Source organism: Parerythrobacter lacustris, from assembly GCF_024626475.1.
Taxonomy (GTDB): domain Bacteria; phylum Pseudomonadota; class Alphaproteobacteria; order Sphingomonadales; family Sphingomonadaceae; genus Parerythrobacter_A; species Parerythrobacter_A lacustris.
In genome coordinates this window covers 289,189-305,205 of record NZ_JANKHH010000001.1, presented here as the reverse complement: position 1 = coordinate 305,205, position 16,017 = coordinate 289,189, and the positions used below count along the sequence as shown (strand labels likewise).

The 16,017-nt window shown below is 65.6% G+C and carries 15 protein-coding genes and 1 tRNA gene; 9 read left to right on the top strand and 7 right to left on the bottom strand.

The window, feature by feature from the left end:
• Positions 1–10 precede the first annotated feature (10 nt).
• From putA to NSO95_RS01460, 6 genes are all read left to right on the top strand, one after another.
• The gene (gene putA, locus NSO95_RS01485) at positions 11–3,145 is read left to right on the top strand and encodes a bifunctional proline dehydrogenase/L-glutamate gamma-semialdehyde dehydrogenase PutA (RefSeq protein WP_257594368.1); all 3,135 of its coding nucleotides are present in this window, start codon (positions 11–13) and stop codon (positions 3,143–3,145) included.
• Between the two features lie 25 nt (positions 3,146–3,170).
• Positions 3,171–3,686 (top strand): hypothetical protein, encoded by a 516-nt coding sequence (locus NSO95_RS01480; protein WP_257594367.1) that lies wholly within the window; start codon positions 3,171–3,173, stop codon positions 3,684–3,686.
• A 69-nt stretch (positions 3,687–3,755) separates the two neighbouring features.
• On the top strand, positions 3,756–4,310 hold the full coding sequence (gene dcd, locus NSO95_RS01475; protein ID WP_257594366.1) for a dCTP deaminase: 555 nt from the start codon (positions 3,756–3,758) through the stop codon (positions 4,308–4,310).
• 10 nt (positions 4,311–4,320) lie between these two features.
• Positions 4,321–5,112 (top strand): thioesterase family protein, encoded by a 792-nt coding sequence (locus NSO95_RS01470; RefSeq protein ID WP_257594365.1) that lies wholly within the window; start codon positions 4,321–4,323, stop codon positions 5,110–5,112.
• The gene (locus tag NSO95_RS01465) at positions 5,109–6,296 is read left to right on the top strand and encodes an acyl-CoA dehydrogenase family protein (RefSeq protein ID WP_257594364.1); all 1,188 of its coding nucleotides are present in this window, start codon (positions 5,109–5,111) and stop codon (positions 6,294–6,296) included. Before NSO95_RS01470 ends, NSO95_RS01465 begins: the two co-directional genes overlap by 4 nt.
• Before the next feature lie 104 nt (positions 6,297–6,400).
• Positions 6,401–7,576, top strand: coding sequence for a saccharopine dehydrogenase family protein (locus tag NSO95_RS01460; protein ID WP_257594363.1), 1,176 nt, complete (start codon positions 6,401–6,403; stop codon positions 7,574–7,576).
• A 9-nt stretch (positions 7,577–7,585) separates the two neighbouring features.
• Here NSO95_RS01460 and NSO95_RS01455 read toward each other — a convergent pair whose 3' ends face one another.
• Both NSO95_RS01455 and NSO95_RS01450 read right to left on the bottom strand, forming a co-directional pair.
• Entirely contained in the window at positions 7,586–9,763 is a 2,178-nt protein-coding gene (locus NSO95_RS01455; protein WP_257594362.1) for a TonB-dependent receptor, read from the bottom strand.
• A 180-nt stretch (positions 9,764–9,943) separates the two neighbouring features.
• A tRNA-Gly gene (locus NSO95_RS01450) sits at positions 9,944–10,018 on the bottom strand.
• A gap of 195 nt (positions 10,019–10,213) precedes the next feature.
• Here NSO95_RS01450 and NSO95_RS01445 point away from each other — a divergent pair.
• Both NSO95_RS01445 and NSO95_RS01440 read left to right on the top strand, forming a co-directional pair.
• Positions 10,214–11,128, top strand: coding sequence for a tetratricopeptide repeat protein (locus tag NSO95_RS01445; protein ID WP_257594664.1), 915 nt, complete (start codon positions 10,214–10,216; stop codon positions 11,126–11,128).
• A gap of 2 nt (positions 11,129–11,130) precedes the next feature.
• A complete protein-coding gene (locus NSO95_RS01440) occupies positions 11,131–11,742 on the top strand; it encodes an LON peptidase substrate-binding domain-containing protein (RefSeq protein ID WP_257594361.1) in 612 nt (203 codons plus the stop codon).
• A gap of 9 nt (positions 11,743–11,751) precedes the next feature.
• Here NSO95_RS01440 and NSO95_RS01435 read toward each other — a convergent pair whose 3' ends face one another.
• The 5 genes from NSO95_RS01435 to argB form a co-directional block, all read right to left on the bottom strand.
• Complete coding sequence (locus NSO95_RS01435) at positions 11,752–12,375, bottom strand: MarC family protein (protein ID WP_257594360.1); 624 nt, start codon at positions 12,373–12,375, stop codon at positions 11,752–11,754.
• Positions 12,376–12,390: 15 nt separating this feature from the next.
• Complete coding sequence (locus tag NSO95_RS01430; protein WP_257594359.1) at positions 12,391–13,146, bottom strand: Cif family virulence factor; 756 nt, start codon at positions 13,144–13,146, stop codon at positions 12,391–12,393.
• Positions 13,147–13,178: 32 nt separating this feature from the next.
• On the bottom strand, positions 13,179–14,072 hold the full coding sequence (folD, locus tag NSO95_RS01425) for a bifunctional methylenetetrahydrofolate dehydrogenase/methenyltetrahydrofolate cyclohydrolase FolD (protein WP_257594358.1): 894 nt from the start codon (positions 14,070–14,072) through the stop codon (positions 13,179–13,181).
• Positions 14,073–14,076: 4 nt separating this feature from the next.
• Complete coding sequence (locus NSO95_RS01420) at positions 14,077–14,349, bottom strand: YggT family protein (protein ID WP_301332465.1); 273 nt, start codon at positions 14,347–14,349, stop codon at positions 14,077–14,079.
• 84 nt (positions 14,350–14,433) lie between these two features.
• Positions 14,434–15,345 (bottom strand): acetylglutamate kinase, encoded by a 912-nt coding sequence (argB, locus tag NSO95_RS01415; protein WP_257594357.1) that lies wholly within the window; start codon positions 15,343–15,345, stop codon positions 14,434–14,436.
• A gap of 91 nt (positions 15,346–15,436) precedes the next feature.
• On the opposite strand from argB, the gene NSO95_RS01410 reads away from it, so the two are divergent.
• Entirely contained in the window at positions 15,437–15,973 is a 537-nt protein-coding gene (locus NSO95_RS01410; protein ID WP_257594356.1) for a thermonuclease family protein, read from the top strand.
• Positions 15,974–16,017: the final 44 nt, after the last annotated feature.

Genomic DNA, 16,017 nt, shown 5'->3' with positions numbered 1-16,017 from the left:
AAGAAACCGGATGAGTCCCCCCTTGACCGCACTTTCCCCGCTCGACCGTACCGCGCTGCGCCTCGCCTACCGCCAGGAAGAGGGCGCATGTATCGAAGAACGCCTTCGGCAGGCATCGGCCGTCGCGCAATTGCATGGCGACACCGCGCCGCTGGCCGAGGCGCTGGTCACTCGCGCGCGCCGGCGCAAGGCGACCGGAATCGATGCCTTTCTCCACCAGTTCGGGCTCGACACCGAAGAAGGCATCGCGCTGATGTGCATCGCCGAGGCGCTGCTGCGCGTGCCCGATGCAGCCACCGCCGATGCGCTGATCCGCGACAAGCTGGGCGATATCGACTGGGGCGAGCATCTGGGCGAGAGTTCTTCCAGCTTCGTCAATGCGGCGACTTTCTCGCTCATGTTGACGGGCGAAGTGCTCGAACGCCCGGAGGACCACCAACGCGGTATGGGCCGCACCTTGCGCAGCGCGATGAACCGGCTGGGCGAGCCGGTTATCCGCAAGGCGACGCTGCAGGCGATGAAGATCCTCGGCGGGCAGTTCGTCTTCGGCCGCACGATCGACGAGGCGCTGAAGCGCGCGAAGCCGGAACGCAAGGAAGGGCTGACCCACAGCTTCGACATGCTCGGCGAAGCGGCGATGACGATGCACGATGCCGAACGCTACCGCCTTGCCTACGAGCGGGCGATCGCCAGCGTGGCGAAGGCGGCGGATGGCGGTGTCGCCCGCTCGCCCGGCATCTCGGTCAAGCTCTCGGCGCTTTATCCCAAGTACGATTTCTACCACCGCGACGCGGCTGTTGCGCATCTGGTGCCGGTGCTGAAGGACCTCGCGATCAAGGCGCGCGACGCCGATTTCCATTTCACCATCGATGCCGAGGAAGCCGAGCGGCTCGAGGTTTCGATGGACGTGATCGAAGCACTCGCGGCCGACGATGAGCTGTTTGCCAATGGTTGGGGCGGGTTCGGCCTCGCAATCCAGGCCTATCAGAAGCGTGCGGTGCCGATGTGCGAATGGACGGTCAAGCTCGCCCGCCGCCATAACCGGCGGCTGATGGTGCGGCTGGTCAAGGGTGCCTATTGGGACACCGAGATCAAGCTGAGCCAGGTCGGCGGGTTCAAGGACTATCCCGTCTTCACCCGCAAGGTGGCGACCGATGTGTCCTACCTCGCCTGCGCCTCGCGGCTGCTCGAGGCGCCCGATACGATCTATCCCGCCTTCGCGACGCACAACGCCTACACCGTCGCGGCGATCAAGACGCTGGTCGCTGCGCGCAATTACGAAGGCCCGTTCGAGTTCCAGCGGTTGCACGGCATGGGGGAGGATATCTACTCCGCGCTCGCCGAACTCGAACGCAACGACCGCACGCCGGTGCGCATCTATGCGCCGGTCGGCAACCACAAGGACCTGCTCGCCTATCTCGTGCGCCGCCTGCTGGAGAACGGGGCGAACAGTTCCTTCGTCAACCGGATGGCCGATGCCGATGTGCCCGCGAGCGAACTGGCGGGCGACCCGGTGGCGGAACTGGCAGCGCTCGAGCCGAAGCGCAATCCGAACATCCCGCTGCCGCATGCCATCTTCCCAGGTCGCACCAACAGCGCGGGGATCGATCTCGCCGACCCGCTGGTGCGCGAGCAGCTGCTCGAGCGGCTTGCCGCGCTTGAGAGCAAGCACTGGCATGCCGAGCCGACCTTCCGCTCGGATGCCGAAGGCGAGACCGCGCCGATCACCCAGCCGCAGGACCTTTCCGCCGAGGTCGGCACGCGGCGCGATTGCACGCCGGAAGAAGTCGAGGCCGCCATTGGCCAGGCACTGCTGATCCAGCCGGGCTGGAACCGGCTGGGCGGTGAGAAGCGCGCGCTGCTGCTCGAAGCCGCCGCCGACCTGTTCGAGGAGCACACCGACGAATTCCTCAGCCTGTGCCGGCGCGAAGCGGGCAAGACGCTGCTCGACGCGGTGCTCGAACTGCGCGAGGCGGTCGACTTCCTCCGCTACTACGCAGCCGAGGCGCGGCGGCTGTTCTCTGCCCCGCTGATGCTGCCCGGGCCGACCGGCGAGGAAAACCGGTTGAGCCTGGCCGGGCGCGGCGTGTTCGCGACGATCAGCCCGTGGAATTTCCCGCTGGCGATTTTCATCGGCCCCGCTGCGGCCGCGCTCGCAGCGGGCAACACTGTGGTCGCCAAGCCCGCCGAGCAGACCCCGCTGATCGCCGCCTTGGCGGTCAAACTGTGCCACGAGGCGGGCATTCCCGAGGCGGTGTTCCAGCTGCTGCCGGGCGCGGGCGACGTCGGCCAGATGATCACTTCGGACCCGCGCATTGCCGGGGTCGCCTTCACCGGATCGACCGAGACGGCGCAGGCGATCAACCGCAGCCTCGCATCGCGCGAAGGGCCGATCGCCACCTTCATCGCCGAAACCGGCGGGCAGAACGCGATGATCGTCGACAGCTCGGCCCTGCCCGAGCAGGTTACGCGCGACGTGGTCTCCTCCGCGTTCCAGAGCGCAGGGCAACGCTGCTCGGCGCTCCGTATGCTCTATCTGCAGGACGATGTGGCGGACGAGATGCTGGCGATGATCCGCGGCGCATTCGAAGTGCTCGAGATCGGCGACCCGGCGGAGCTCACCACCGATGTCGGCCCGGTGATCGACCCCGACGCCAAGGCCGCGCTCGACCGCCATGTCGCACGCCGCAAGAAGAACGGACGCACTGTGTGGCAGCGCAAGCTGCCCAAGGGGACGGGTGCCGGATGCTTCGTCGCGCCGACGATCATCGAGCTCGATTCGATCCTTGACCTCAAGCGCGAGAATTTCGGTCCGGTCCTGCATGTCGCGCGGTTCAAGGCGGACCAGTTGGAGCGCGTGGTCGACGATATCAATGCCACCGGGTACGGCCTGACGCTGGGCCTTCACAGCCGGATCGATGCGGTGCGCGAGCTGGTCGAGGCGAAGGCGCGGGTGGGCAATTTCTACGTCAACCGCAACCAGATCGGCGCGGTGGTCGAGAGCCAGCCGTTCGGCGGCGACGGCCTGTCGGGCACTGGGCCGAAGGCGGGCGGACCGCATTATGTCGCGCGCTTTGCCAGCGAGCGGGTGGTGAGCATCGACACCACCGCCGCAGGCGGGAACGCCAGCCTGCTTGCGAGCTAGGCGCGGATCGGGCTAGGGAGCGCGGATGCACAGACCGGTCGCGCTCCTCCTTGCCCTGTTTGCCGCGCTGTGGTCGCTCCCCGCGTCGGCGGCGGTCGAGCTCAGCTTCCACAGCTATGGTGGCGGGCTGTTCAGCGGGCGCTATCCGCACGCTTTCATCGTGATGAAGGGCACGCTCGACAGGAACGGCAAGGCGGTGAACGAGAACTACGGCTTCACTGCCAAGGAAGTCACCCCCGCGATCCTGCAAGGCCCGGTCGCGCACGATATCATGGTCGAAAAGGCGGACTACATCAAACAGACCAAGCGGCACTTCACGGTGAAGCTGAGCGACGCGCAATACTGGAAGATCCGCGACGAGGTGAGCGCATGGCGCAATGCGCCGGGGAAGTATTACGACCTCGACAAGCGCAACTGCATCCATTTCGTCGGCGCGATGGCGCAGATCGTCGGGCTCAAGGTGAGCTATCCGAAGGACATGCTGCGCAAGCCGAAAAGATGGCTCGACCATGTAAAGGGCCTGAACCCAAGTCTCAAATGATCGCGCATTGACGGGGACAAGCGCTGCGCAGCGCTTGCTCCTCCTTCGGCCATCGGGAATCACCGTCTCATGGCGATTCTTTCCGACAAGTGGATCCGCACGCAGGCGCTCGAACACGGCATGATCGAGCCCTTCGTCGAGGCGCAGCGGCGCGAGGGGGTGATCAGCTACGGCCTGTCGAGCTACGGCTACGACGCGCGGGTTGCGCCCGAGTTCAAGATCTTCACCAATGTCGATTCGAGCGTGGTCGACCCGAAGCAGTTCGACCCCAAAAGTTTCGTCGACCGCGAGACCGAGGTCTGCATCATCCCGCCCAACAGCTTCGCGCTCGCCCGGACGGTGGAGTATTTCCGCGTGCCGGAGGATGTGCTGGTGATCTGCCTCGGCAAGAGCACCTATGCCCGCTGCGGGATCATCGTGAACGTGACGCCGCTGGAACCGGGCTGGGAAGGGCATGTGACGCTGGAATTTTCCAACACCACCCCGCTGCCGGCGAAGATCTATGCCAACGAAGGGGCCTGCCAGTTCCTGTTCCTGCAAGGCAACGAGCGCTGCGAGACGAGCTACAAAGATCGCGCGGGCAAATATATGGGCCAGCGCGGCGTCACGCTGCCAAGGCTGTGACGGCAGGCGGGTGAGCGTCGCGGGCTATCCCTTCTGGCGCGTGGTGCCCGGCAACCGGCAGAGCGAGTATATTCTGCCCGTAACCTTGCCCGCCACTGCAGGGCACGAGGGCGCGCCGCATGTGATGGGCGGAGTGGCGCTGGCTGCGGCGATCGACGCGATGCAGCTCGACAGCGAACTGCCGCTGCTGTGGGCCAACATCCAGTTCCTCAGCCCGACGCAGCATGCCGAAGAACTGGTGGTGGCGTGCGAGGCATGCGGCGGCGGGCAGGCGGTGGCGCAATATGCCGGCGAGCTTTCGGTCAACGGCCGTCCGACGCACCGGGTCAGCGCCGCGCTCGGCGCGCGCGAACCGGCAGAGCAGCAGCTCTTCGCGCAGATGCCCGAACTGCCCGGCCCCGAGGCGAGCACCCCGGTCGAACTCGACTATGGTGCGCAGGGCAATCTGACCGACCAGATCGAATACCGCGTCGCGCTGGAAGACAACAGTCGCGGCATCCATGCCATCTGGACCCGGTCACGCGCCGGCTTCGCGCTCGATGCCGGCTGGATCGCGATCATTTCCGACTTCTTCCTCGGCGCCCACCCCCGATCGCGCGGGGGCTCGAGCCTCGATGCCACGCTCCGTTTCGTGCAAGGCGCGGAGCCGGGCTGGATGCTCTCGGTCACCGAGCTCGCCGCCTTCGATCGCGGCGTGGTCCATGGCTCGGCGCGGCACTTCGCCGAAGACGGCCGCCTGCTCGCGATTTCCAGTCAGTCGGGCGTTTTGCCGCGCATCGCGCGAGGAGACCTCATCGCATGACCGCCCCCCTGTTCGACCAGTGGCGCGCCCGTTCGCCGCATTACGACGACAGCCACGAGGCAGTGTGCGACAGCGTGCGCGCCTTCGTCACCCGCGAGATCATGCCGCATGTGGCGGAATGGGAGGCGGCAGGCGAGCTTCCGCGCGAGCTGCACCGCAAGGCGGCGGCAGCAGGCGTGCTCGGGCTCGGCTATCCGCAGGAATACGGCGGCAGCGGGACGATCGGCCACGATGGCGGGTTCGATATCTTCCATTCGCTGGTCCAGTCGGAGGAATTGTGCCGCCCCGGCGCGGGCGGAATCCCCGCCTCGCTCCAGACGCATGGTATCGGCCTGCCGCCGATCCTTGCCACCGGCAGCGAGGAGCTGAAGCGGCGGATCGCGCCGCAAGTGCTCGCGGGCGAGAAGGTCATCTGCCTCGGCATCACCGAACCCGGCGGCGGTTCGGACGTCGCCAATCTGAGGACCCGGGCCGAGCGGCGCGGGAGCAGCTACTTCGTCAATGGTGCCAAGACGCTGATCACTTCGGGGATGCGTGCCGACTACATCACGCTGGCGGTGCGCACAGGGGGCGCCGGAATCGGGGGCGTCTCGCTGCTGCTGGTCGAGACCGAACGAGCGGGCGTGAGCCGGACAAGGCTCGACAAGATGGGCTGGCTCGCGTCCGATACCGCGACGATCCATTTCGACGATGTGGAAGTTCCGGCGGAAAACCTGATCGGGCCGGAGAACGCCGGCTTCGGCGCGATCATGCGCAATTTCAACGGCGAGCGACTGGGCATGGCGCAGCAGGCGGCAGCCTATGCGCGGCTGTGCTACGAAGATGCGCTCGACTGGGCGCGTCAGCGCGAGACCTTCGGCAAGCCGCTCGTCACCCGCCAGGCGATCCGCCACAAGCTCGCGCGGATGCTGCAGATGATCCATGCAACGCAGGCGATGATCGACCGCGCCGCATGGACCGTAAAGACCGGCTGCGCCTTCCCGGGCGATTTCGCGCTGCTCAAGGTGCAGGCGACCCAGACGATGGAATATTGCGCGCGCGAGGCGTGCCAGATCCTGGGCGGCGCAAGCTTCGTGCGCGGCGGAAGGGTCGAGCGGATCTACCGCGAGGTGCGGGTGATGGCGATCGGTGGCGGCTCGGAAGAAATCATGTACGACCTGGCAAGCCGGCAGTTCGGGTTTTGATCCTCATTGGTCCGTCATGCCAGCGAACGCTGGCATCGCTCGCAGAAATGTTCGACAAGGGTTGATAGCGATCCCAGCGTTCGCTGGGATGACGGAGGAAGAGTATGGCTGACCGCGAATTCGATATCATCGTCTATGGTGCAACCGGCTACACCGGTCGGCTGGTCGCGGAGTATCTGGCGCACCATTACGTGGGCCGTGCGGACGCGCCGAAATGGGCGATGGCCGGACGCAGTCTCGCCAAGCTGGAAGAAGTGCGCGACGCAATCGGCGCCCCGCAGGACACGCCGCTGGTGGTCGCCGATGCGGACGATCCGGGCAGCCTCACCGCGATGTGCAACCGCACCCGCGTGGTGCTGACCACGGTCGGCCCCTACCAGCTCTATGGCGATGCGCTGGTCGAGGCCTGTGTCGCCACCGGCACCGACTATGCCGATCTGTGCGGCGAACCGGGCTGGATGCGCGAGAAGATCGACCAGCACCACGAAAGTGCCAAGGCCTCGGGCGCGCATATCTGCTTTTCGAGCGGGTTCGATTCGATCCCGTTCGATCTCGGCGTTTTCATGCTGCAGAAGGAGGCCGCGGCCAAGTTCGGTCAGCCCGCGCCGCGCGTGAAGGGCCGGGTGCGCGGGATGCAGGGCACCTTTTCCGGCGGGACCGCCGCCAGCCTGACCGCGACGATGAAGGCGGTGGCGAAAAACCCCAAGCTGATCCCGATCCTCTCCAGCCCCTTCGGCCTGACGCCCGGCTTCGACGGGCCGAGCCAGCCGATGGGCCTGGTGCCTGAATATGACGAGGCGACCGGCAAATGGGCCGCGCCTTTCATCATGGCGACGATCAACACCAAGAACGTCCACCGGACCAATTTCCTGCGCGGCTTCCCCTATGGCGAGGATTTCAAATACGACGAGATGATGCTCACCAGCCCGGGCGAAGCGGGCAAGGCTGCGGCCAATGCGGTCGCCGAAATGCTCAAGAACCCGTTCGGCGCGAAGCCCCCCAAGCCGGGCGAAGGCCCGACCAAGGAAGAGCGCGACAACGGCTTCTACGACGTGCTGTTCATCGGCGAAATGCCCGACGGTGCGACGATCCGCTACGGCGTGAAGGGCAAGTACGATCCCGGCTACGGCTCGACCAGCCGGATGCTGGCCCAGACGGGAATCGCGCTGCTGTCCTGCAAGGAGCCGGGCGGCGTCGGCACACCCGGCTCGTTCCTCGGCGAAGCGCTGGTCGAACGGCTCGAGGCCAACGCCGAGCTGACCTTCGGCGTCGAGGACTAGGGTTAGGACCTAGAAGCTCGTCCGCACGCTCAGCTTGAAGTTGCGGCCTGCGAGCGGGACGTAGTCCTTGGTGAAGCTCGCGTGGCGGCGGCCTTCGGTATCGAAGATGTTGTCGACCTGCGCCAGCACGGTGACGTTGTCGTTGCCGAGCAACGGCTTCCATGCAAGCGAGGCGTTGACGAAGGTGAAGCTGTCGCTCGGGGTTTCGAACGCGGCCACGCGGTCCTGCCCGTCGGTATACTTCACCTCGATCCGCCCGTCGAAGCGCGAGGTCTGCGCTTCGAGCGCGCCGAGCAGGCTCAGCGGCGGGATACGCGGGATCGGGGTCCCGTCGGCGAGTTCGGCGCGGATGTAATCGCCGCGCAGGTCGGCAGCGACGGTCAGGTCGCTGCTGTCGAACAATGTGTAGTAGACCTGCGCCTCGACCCCGAACCAGTCGGCATCGGACTGGAGATAGGTGAAGACCGGAAGATCGTCTTCCTCTTCGCCGGTCGCGTCGAGATAGACGTAGTTGTCGAACCAGTTGCGATAGACCGCGAGGCTTATATTGGCCGGGCCGAGCTTCCCGCGAACGAAGGCCTCTAGCCCTAGTGCGCGCTCGGTGCGCAAATTCGGATCGCCGATCTCGAACGCCTGGGTCGCGATATGCGGGCCGTTGGACAGCAGTTCTTCCGCGCTGGGGGCCCGCTCGGCCCGGCTGGCGTTGACGCCGAAGCGCAGGCCGCCATCGGTTTCGTGGGCGATGCCCAGCGCGCCCGAGAAAGTGTCGAAGCTGCGCTCGAACCCGACCGCGAGCGATTCGACATCGGTCGTCTCCCACCGTCCGGCCGCTTCGAGTTCGACCAGCCCGAGATCGAATTCCTGCAATGCGAACAGCGCGAACTGGTCGGTCCGGTTCTTCGGCACATAGGCCTCCGCGCCGAAGGCATCGAAGTCGCGGAAGTAATACTGCGTGCCGATCGAGCCGTACCACGGCCCCCGCGCATTCTGTTCGAGCACCGCGCGCGCTTCGAGGCCTTGGACGTCGAACACTGTGCCGACCTCGGCGCCTTCGAACTCGGTGTGGGTGTAGTCGCTGTAACCCACACGGGTGTTGAGCGACTTGAAGAAACCGTCGCCCAGCGCGAGCACGCCGCGCATGTCGGCGCGGTACTGGCGCAGGTCGATCGAGACGGTTTCTTCGCCCTCTTCCTCCGCTTCGCCTTCCTCGCCCTCTTCGCCGTGGTGATGCCCCGCGCCCGGCCTGCTCGGCACGCCATAACGCGTATCGTAAATGCCGAAGGACGCGCCGAGGTTGCTGTCGCCTTCGAAGAACGCGAAGCCGGCGTTGCCGGTCCAGGTCCTTGTGTCGCTGCTCGGCAGGACACCGCGCCGGTTCGCGGCCTCACGCAGTTCGTCGGCCTCCTCGAACTCGCCTTCTTCCTCTTCCTCGTCCGCAACGGCCAGCAGGTCCGCGCGCAGTAGCGGCGAGACGACGAAGCCGGGAATCTCGACATCGTCGGTGTCGCGGTAGCTGCCGTCGATGTGGAACACGAAGCCGGAACCGGCCGGAATGTCGAGCGACGCGCCTGCTTCGCGCAGATCGTAGGCGGTGTCCGCCGAAACGGTCGCATCGATGTGGAAGGGTTCGCGCAGCATGCGTTGCGGGATGCGCTTGTCGATCACATTGACCGCGCCGCCGATCGCCTGGCTGCCATAGAGCAGCACGGCGGGGCCGCGCAGCACCTCGATGCTTTCCGCCGTCAGCGGGTCGATCGAGGTCGCATGGTCGACCGAGGTGTTGGATACGTCGATCGAGCCGATCCCGTCGACCAGCACGCGGACGCGCTCCCCCTGGAACCCGCGCAGCACCGGGCGCGAGGCACCGGGCGAAAAGCTGCTCGCCGACACGCCGGGCAAATCAACCAGCACCTCGCCAATTTGCGATTCGAGGCTGCGCTGGAGTTCGATCCCCTCGACCACCGAGGTCCCCGCCAATACGTCGAGCTGGGTGACGCCGATGGCGGTGACGATCAGTTCGCCGAAGCGGTCGTAGCGGCGATCATGGAAGTCATCGGACGTCTTCTCGGATTCAGCGTCTGCCTGTTGGGCGGTGTCCTGCGCTTGGACCGGCTGGACCAGAGCGAGCGACACGAGCGGGAGAACGAGCAGCGAACGGTTGACGGAGAATTTGCTGGAGCGGTTCATCGGACTCTCATGATGTTACAACATTACGTGCGCCCTAGCCGACATGCGCTGCAAGGCAAGAGGGTAATTCGATGAAACGCATCAGAAGGCCGGTGAATGGCGCAACACGGGGTCCATGCGACTGCGACCCCAACAGAGGCCGGATCTGCATCACGCAGCCACCATCGGATTATCGGAAAATGGAGCGGGCGAGGCGATTCGAACGCCCGACCCTCACCTTGGCAAGGTGATGCTCTACCCCTGAGCTACGCCCGCTCACTGACGCTCTACCGGAATCGTCGATCCCGGTGGGGAGGCGCGCAACTAGCAACGCTTGTGCCAGGCATCAAGCGGAAAATCGCAGCCTTCCGCGCCCCGCCGATTGCCCCTTCACATTGCCCGCGAAAGGCCCACATTGGGCACTTCCGATTCACGGCGAATACTTCCGCAGGGGACACGATCTTGGCAAGCATGGGCCTCAATCTCGACGAACAGAAAGCGGTCGACCGGTTCCGCAAGGATGTGGTCGAACCGTCGATGAGCAAGCTCGTCATCCTCGATTTCTGGGCCGAATGGTGCGGCCCGTGCAAGGCGCTGACCCCGGTGCTGGAAAAGGTCGCCGCCGAATATGCCGACAAGGGCGTGGTGCTGGCCAAGGTCAATGTCGACGAGGAACAATTCATCGCGGGCCAGTTCCAGGTCCGCTCGATCCCGACGGTCTATGCCATGTTCCAGGGCCAGCCGGTGGCGGACCTGACCAGCGCGCGCAGCGAATCGCAACTGAAGCAGACCCTCGACCAATTGCTTGCGCAATTGCCGGTTGAGCCGGGCGCGGCAGGCGGCGAGCCGCAGCAGGATGTCTCGCAATTCGTCGCCATGGCGGACGAGGTGCTGGCCGCTGGCGATGCCGAGCGCGCGGCGGGCATTTACGCGCAGGTGATCGACCTTGCGCCCGACAACGCCGCCGCGCAGGCGGGGCTAATCCGCGCGTTCCTTGCGATGGGCAAGGTCGAGGAAGCGAAGCAGGTGCTCGATGCCGCACTGGCCGATCCTCAGGTCGCTGGCGCTCCGTTGATCGCGCAGGCTAAAACCGCTCTCGAGCTGGCCGGAACCCAGGTCGATGACAGCGAGTTGCAGGCACTCAAGGCCGCCGCCGAAGCCGATCCGGCCGATATGGAGGCCGGTATGGCCTATGCCGAGGCGGCCTATGCATCGGGTCAGCGTGATACGGCGGCCGACACCCTCCTCGCCATGATCGCGGCCGATCGCGAATGGAACGATGGTGCCGCTCGTGCAAAGTTGGTGAAGATATTCGAAGCCATCGGGCTGGAGGACGAATGGGTCGTCGCCACCCGCCGCCGGCTGTCGCGGGTGCTGTTCGGCTGAGCATGGCCCAACGCCTCACCATCTTCCCGCTGACCGGCGCGATCCTGTTCCCGGGATTGCAATTGCCGCTGCATATCTTCGAACCGCGCTACCGCGCGATGGTGAGCGATGCGCTGGCCCGCGACCGGCGGATTGGAATGATCCAACCGCAACGCCCGACCGAAGGAGCGCCGCTGTTCGAGATCGGCTGCGTCGGAAAGATCGGCGAATTCGAGGCGCTCGACGACGGGCGCTACAACCTGATCCTCGAAGGCGAGAGCCGCTTTCGCATCCTGCGCGAGCTCGACGTGACGACCCCGTTCCGCCAGGTCGAGGCCGAGCTGATCGCGGACAACGACGAGGAAGTCCTCTCCAGCATCGAACGCGCCAGTTTCGAACGCGAAGCCCGCCGCTTCGCCGATGTGCAGGGTTACAGCGTAGACTGGGACTCGGTCGCGCGGCTCGATGATGTCTCGCTGATCGACGGCGTCTCGCAGATCGCCCCGTTCGACCCGGCAGCCAAACAGGCCCTGCTCGAAGCGCGCAACCTGCGCGAACGCTGCGAATTGCTGGTCCAGCTGATGCAGTTCTTCACCCACCGCGACGGCGGCGACGAGATCATTACGTTGCAATAATGTCCGCGATCAGAGCCCGAAGCTGCCCTTCAGCCCGTCGATCACATATTGCGCCGCCAAGGCCGAAAGCAGGACGCCAAGCAGGCGGGTGATCACCGCCTCGACCTTGTCGCCCAGCAGCCGGATCAGCGGGCCGGCGGCGATCAGCGCCACAGCAGTCAGCACCATCACTGCGGCCAGCGCGCCGAGCACGACCAGCGTCTGGTCGGTCCCCTCCGCCTCGTTGGTCAATAGCATCACCGCAGCAATTGCCCCCGGCCCGGCGAGCATCGGCATGGCCATCGGAAAGACCGAAACGTCTTCAATCTCCGGAGTGGCGGCGACCTTCTCCGCGCGCTCCTCGCGGCGCTGGGTGCGCTTTTCGAACACCATGTCAAAAGCGATGAAGAACAACATCAGCCCGCCCGCGATGCGGAAACTGTCGAGTTCGATGTGCAGTGCGGCTAGCAGGTCCTGACCGAACAGAGCGAAGATCACCAGGATGATCGAGGCGATCATGCACGCACGCAGCGCCATGCTGCGCGACTGTGCGGGCGTCGCACCCTTGGTCAGCCCGGCATAGATCGGAGCGCATCCCGGTGGGTCGATCACCACGAACAAAGTGATGAAGGCGGAGATGAAGAGTTCGAGCATGGTCCTGGGCCGCGCCTATTCCGAAGTCCGTGGCGCGAAGGTCTGCACCGGCACCCGTTCCCATTTACCTTCGGAGAGGTAGTCGAGCGCCACCCGCCGGGTCCCGTCCGCCTCGTGCTCCCAGCTCCATCTCAGCGTCTTGTCCGGCGATACTTCGCTGGCGTAGCGGGCGGTGTCCGCCATCACCCAAAAGGGTCCTAGCGGAAGCGGACTTCCGGGGCTGGGGCAATCGGCGACATAGCCCTGGATGATATCGTCTGCCGAAACGATGATCCCCGCTCCGTCGTCCACTTCCTGTGCGCCCGGCTGCGGATCATCCGCTGCCCCGGCGTCGTAGATCCAGCGATAGGCACCGTCATCCTGCCGTTGCCAAACGGTAACGAATGTGCCGACCAGCCCTTCGGGATCGCGGAACCGGCCACGGCTGACCGCGAGCCTGCCGTCGCAGCTCATCCACACCGAACTGGCTGCCCATTGCACCGCCGCCAGCGGGTCCTTTTGCGTAGCGAGCCAGGCCGCTGCGTCGATCGGCCCGTTGACCCCGTGGATCACTGCCCCCGGTGCCATGAACTTGCGGAACGCGGTCCATTGCCCCTCGTCGCGCGCGGCCTGCGAAAAGGCGATCTCGGCTGCAACGATCTTGCCCGGCTGCGCTTCGCCCGGTGCACCGACCAAAGCGCGGTCGATCACCGCACGCGGAATACGCGGCGGCCCGGACGCACAGGATGCGAGGAGGGCAACGGAAACGAGCGAAACGGCAACTCTAAACATCACTGCCCTTTAGCCTCTCGGCTTGCAGGCGGCTAGAGGCTGTCCGGCACCGTCAGCCCGGCGTTGCGATAGGCGGCGACCAGCGTGTTGCGCAGGAGCACGGCGATGGTCATCGGGCCAACCCCGCCGGGCACCGGAGTGATCGCGCCCGCGACTTCGCTCGCATCCGCAAAAGCGACATCGCCCACGAGCCTGCCCTTCGTTTCGCCTTCGGCCGGCGGCAGGCGATTGATCCCGACGTCGATCACCGTCGCGCCGGGCTTGAGCCATTCGGCCTTGACCATCTCCGCGCGGCCGACCGCGGCAACCACGATATCGGCGCGCCGCACCACGGCGGGCAAATCCTTCGTCCGGCTGTGCGCGATGGTGACCGTGGCGTTGGCGTCGAGCAGCAACTGCGCCATTGGCTTGCCAACGATGTTCGAGCGCCCGATGACCACCGCCTCGAGCCCCGACAGGTCACCCAACCGGTCCGCCAGCAGCATCATGCAGCCGAGCGGGGTGCACGGCACAAAACCGGTCTGGCCAACCGACAGTCGCCCGGCGTTGATGACATGGAAGCCATCGACATCCTTGTCGGGAGAGATTGCCGAAATGATCGCTTGCTCGTCGAGTCCGGCCGGAAGCGGCAACTGCACGAGGATGCCGTCCACCGCATCGTCCCGGTTCAGTTGCTCGACCAGCGCCAGCAGTTCGGCCTCGCCCGTATCGGCTGGCAAGCGGTGTTCGAAACTGTTCATTCTGGCGGCGACGGTCGCCTTGCCCTTGCTGCCGACATAAACTTGGCTCGCCGGATCTTCGCCGACCAGAACCACTGCCAGGCCGGCCTTTCGCCCTGCCTGCGCTTCGAACGCGGCGGCCAGCGCCCCGATCTTCTCCCGCAGTGAAGCTGCGAAAGCCTTGCCGTCGATCCTCGCCGCGCTCATCGGGTCAAAGGCTTCCGAGCACGATCAACACGGCATTGATCAGCAGGATCAGCACCATCGGCGAGAAGTCGATCGCCCCGGTATCGGGCATCACCCGGCGGATCGGGCGCAGCAAAGGTTCGAGCAATCCGGCGATCGAGCGTTCAACCTGCCACAGGAACTGGTTGTCGCGCGACACCACATTGAACGCGAACAGCAGGCCGATGATGAACCAGATGATGACGATCATGCTGAGCGTGTTGGCCAGCATGTAGAGAATTCCGATCAGGGCGTCCATGATGTCCTCGGAGAATGGGCTGTGGCTGTTTTAGCCAAGATGGGGACGGTGTATCAACCGGGCAATACGCTTATCGACCAGAGCTCAACCGGCGCGGATGAGCGTACCTGCGCCGCGCGCGGTGAAGAATTCGAGCAGCATCGCGTGCGGCACGCGCCCGTCGAGCACCACCGCAGCATCGCACCCGGCCTCGACCGCATGGATGCAGGTTTCTAGTTTGGGGATCATCCCGCCGCTGATCGTGCCATCTTCGCGAAGCGCGGCGATCTGACCCGGCGTGAGGTCGGTCAGCAAGTTGCCCTGCCTGTCGAGCACTCCCGTGACATCGGTCAACAGGAACAGCCGCGCGGCACCGAGCGCGGCAGCAATCGCGCCCGCCATGGTATCCGCGTTGATATTGTAGGTATGCCCGTCCTCGCCCGCGCCGATCGGGGCGACGATCGGGATCATCCCGGCTGCTACCACGGTGTCGATGATCGTGGTGTCGATCTGGCTCGGCTCACCGACGAAGCCAAGGTCCACCACCTGCTCAATATTGCTGTCCGGGTCGCGCTTGGTCCGTTCGACCTTGCGCGCAGTGACCAGCCCTCCATCCTTGCCCGAGATGCCGATCGCCTTGGGACCGCTCGGGCCCCCGGCCTTGGCGATCCAGCCGACCAGTTCCTTGTTGATCGCGCCCGACAGGACCATTTCAGCCACCTCGGCGGTCGCCTTGTCGGTCACCCTGAGGCCGTCGACGAAGGTGCTCTCGACCCCCAGTTTTTTGAGCATCGCGCCGATCTGCGGTCCGCCGCCATGGACCACCACCGGGTTGATGCCGACCGCCTTGAGCAGGACGATATCCTCGGCGAAATCGCGCGCCGCTTCGGGGTCGCCCATGGCGTGGCCGCCATACTTCACCACGAAGGTGCGTCCGGCATAGCGCTGGAAATAGGGCAGCGCCTCGATCAGCACTTCCGCCTTGGCCAGCATCGCCGTGTCGTCGCTCGCGCTCATTCGCACCTCCGTAAGCCCCGCGCCCCTAGCCGCTGGGGATTGGCGAGGGAAGCAGCTTTGCTGCCCTGTCCTGCTGATGCGATAGGGGCGCATGGTCAAACCGCCCCGTTTCGACGCCGCATGGAACCGCCGCATGGCATGGGGCAGAAGGTGGCGCGCGCTGCGCATCTGGCTGCTGCTGGCGCTGCTGCTCGGGGCCAGCTGGTGGGTAATGCGCCTGCCCGCGTCGACTGCGGACTGGGAGCCGGTTGACCGGCGCTTCACCCTTTGCGCCGAACGCGTCTCAAGCGCCTGCGTGATCGATGGCGACACGGTGATGCTGGACAAACGCCGGATCCGCCTGGCTGGCTTCGATGCGCCCGAACTGGAAGGGAAATGTGCGGCCGAACGCCAGCTCGCGATTGTCGCACGCGATGCGCTCGCGGACTGGCTCAATCGCGGGCCCTTTTTGGCCGACGGGGGTGCCGACCCACCGCGCGACGACTATGGACGCGAACTGCGCAACCTGCGGCGCGAGGAAGGCGGACGCGATCAGTGGCTGAGCGAATGGATGGAAGAGCGCGGTCTTGCCCGCACCACCGGCTGGGGTGACCCTGAGCGCGACTGGTGCGCCGCGGGCACCGATTGACCCTTGTTCTTTGCGCCTCGCCGCGTAGACTTCGCCGCGTCCAA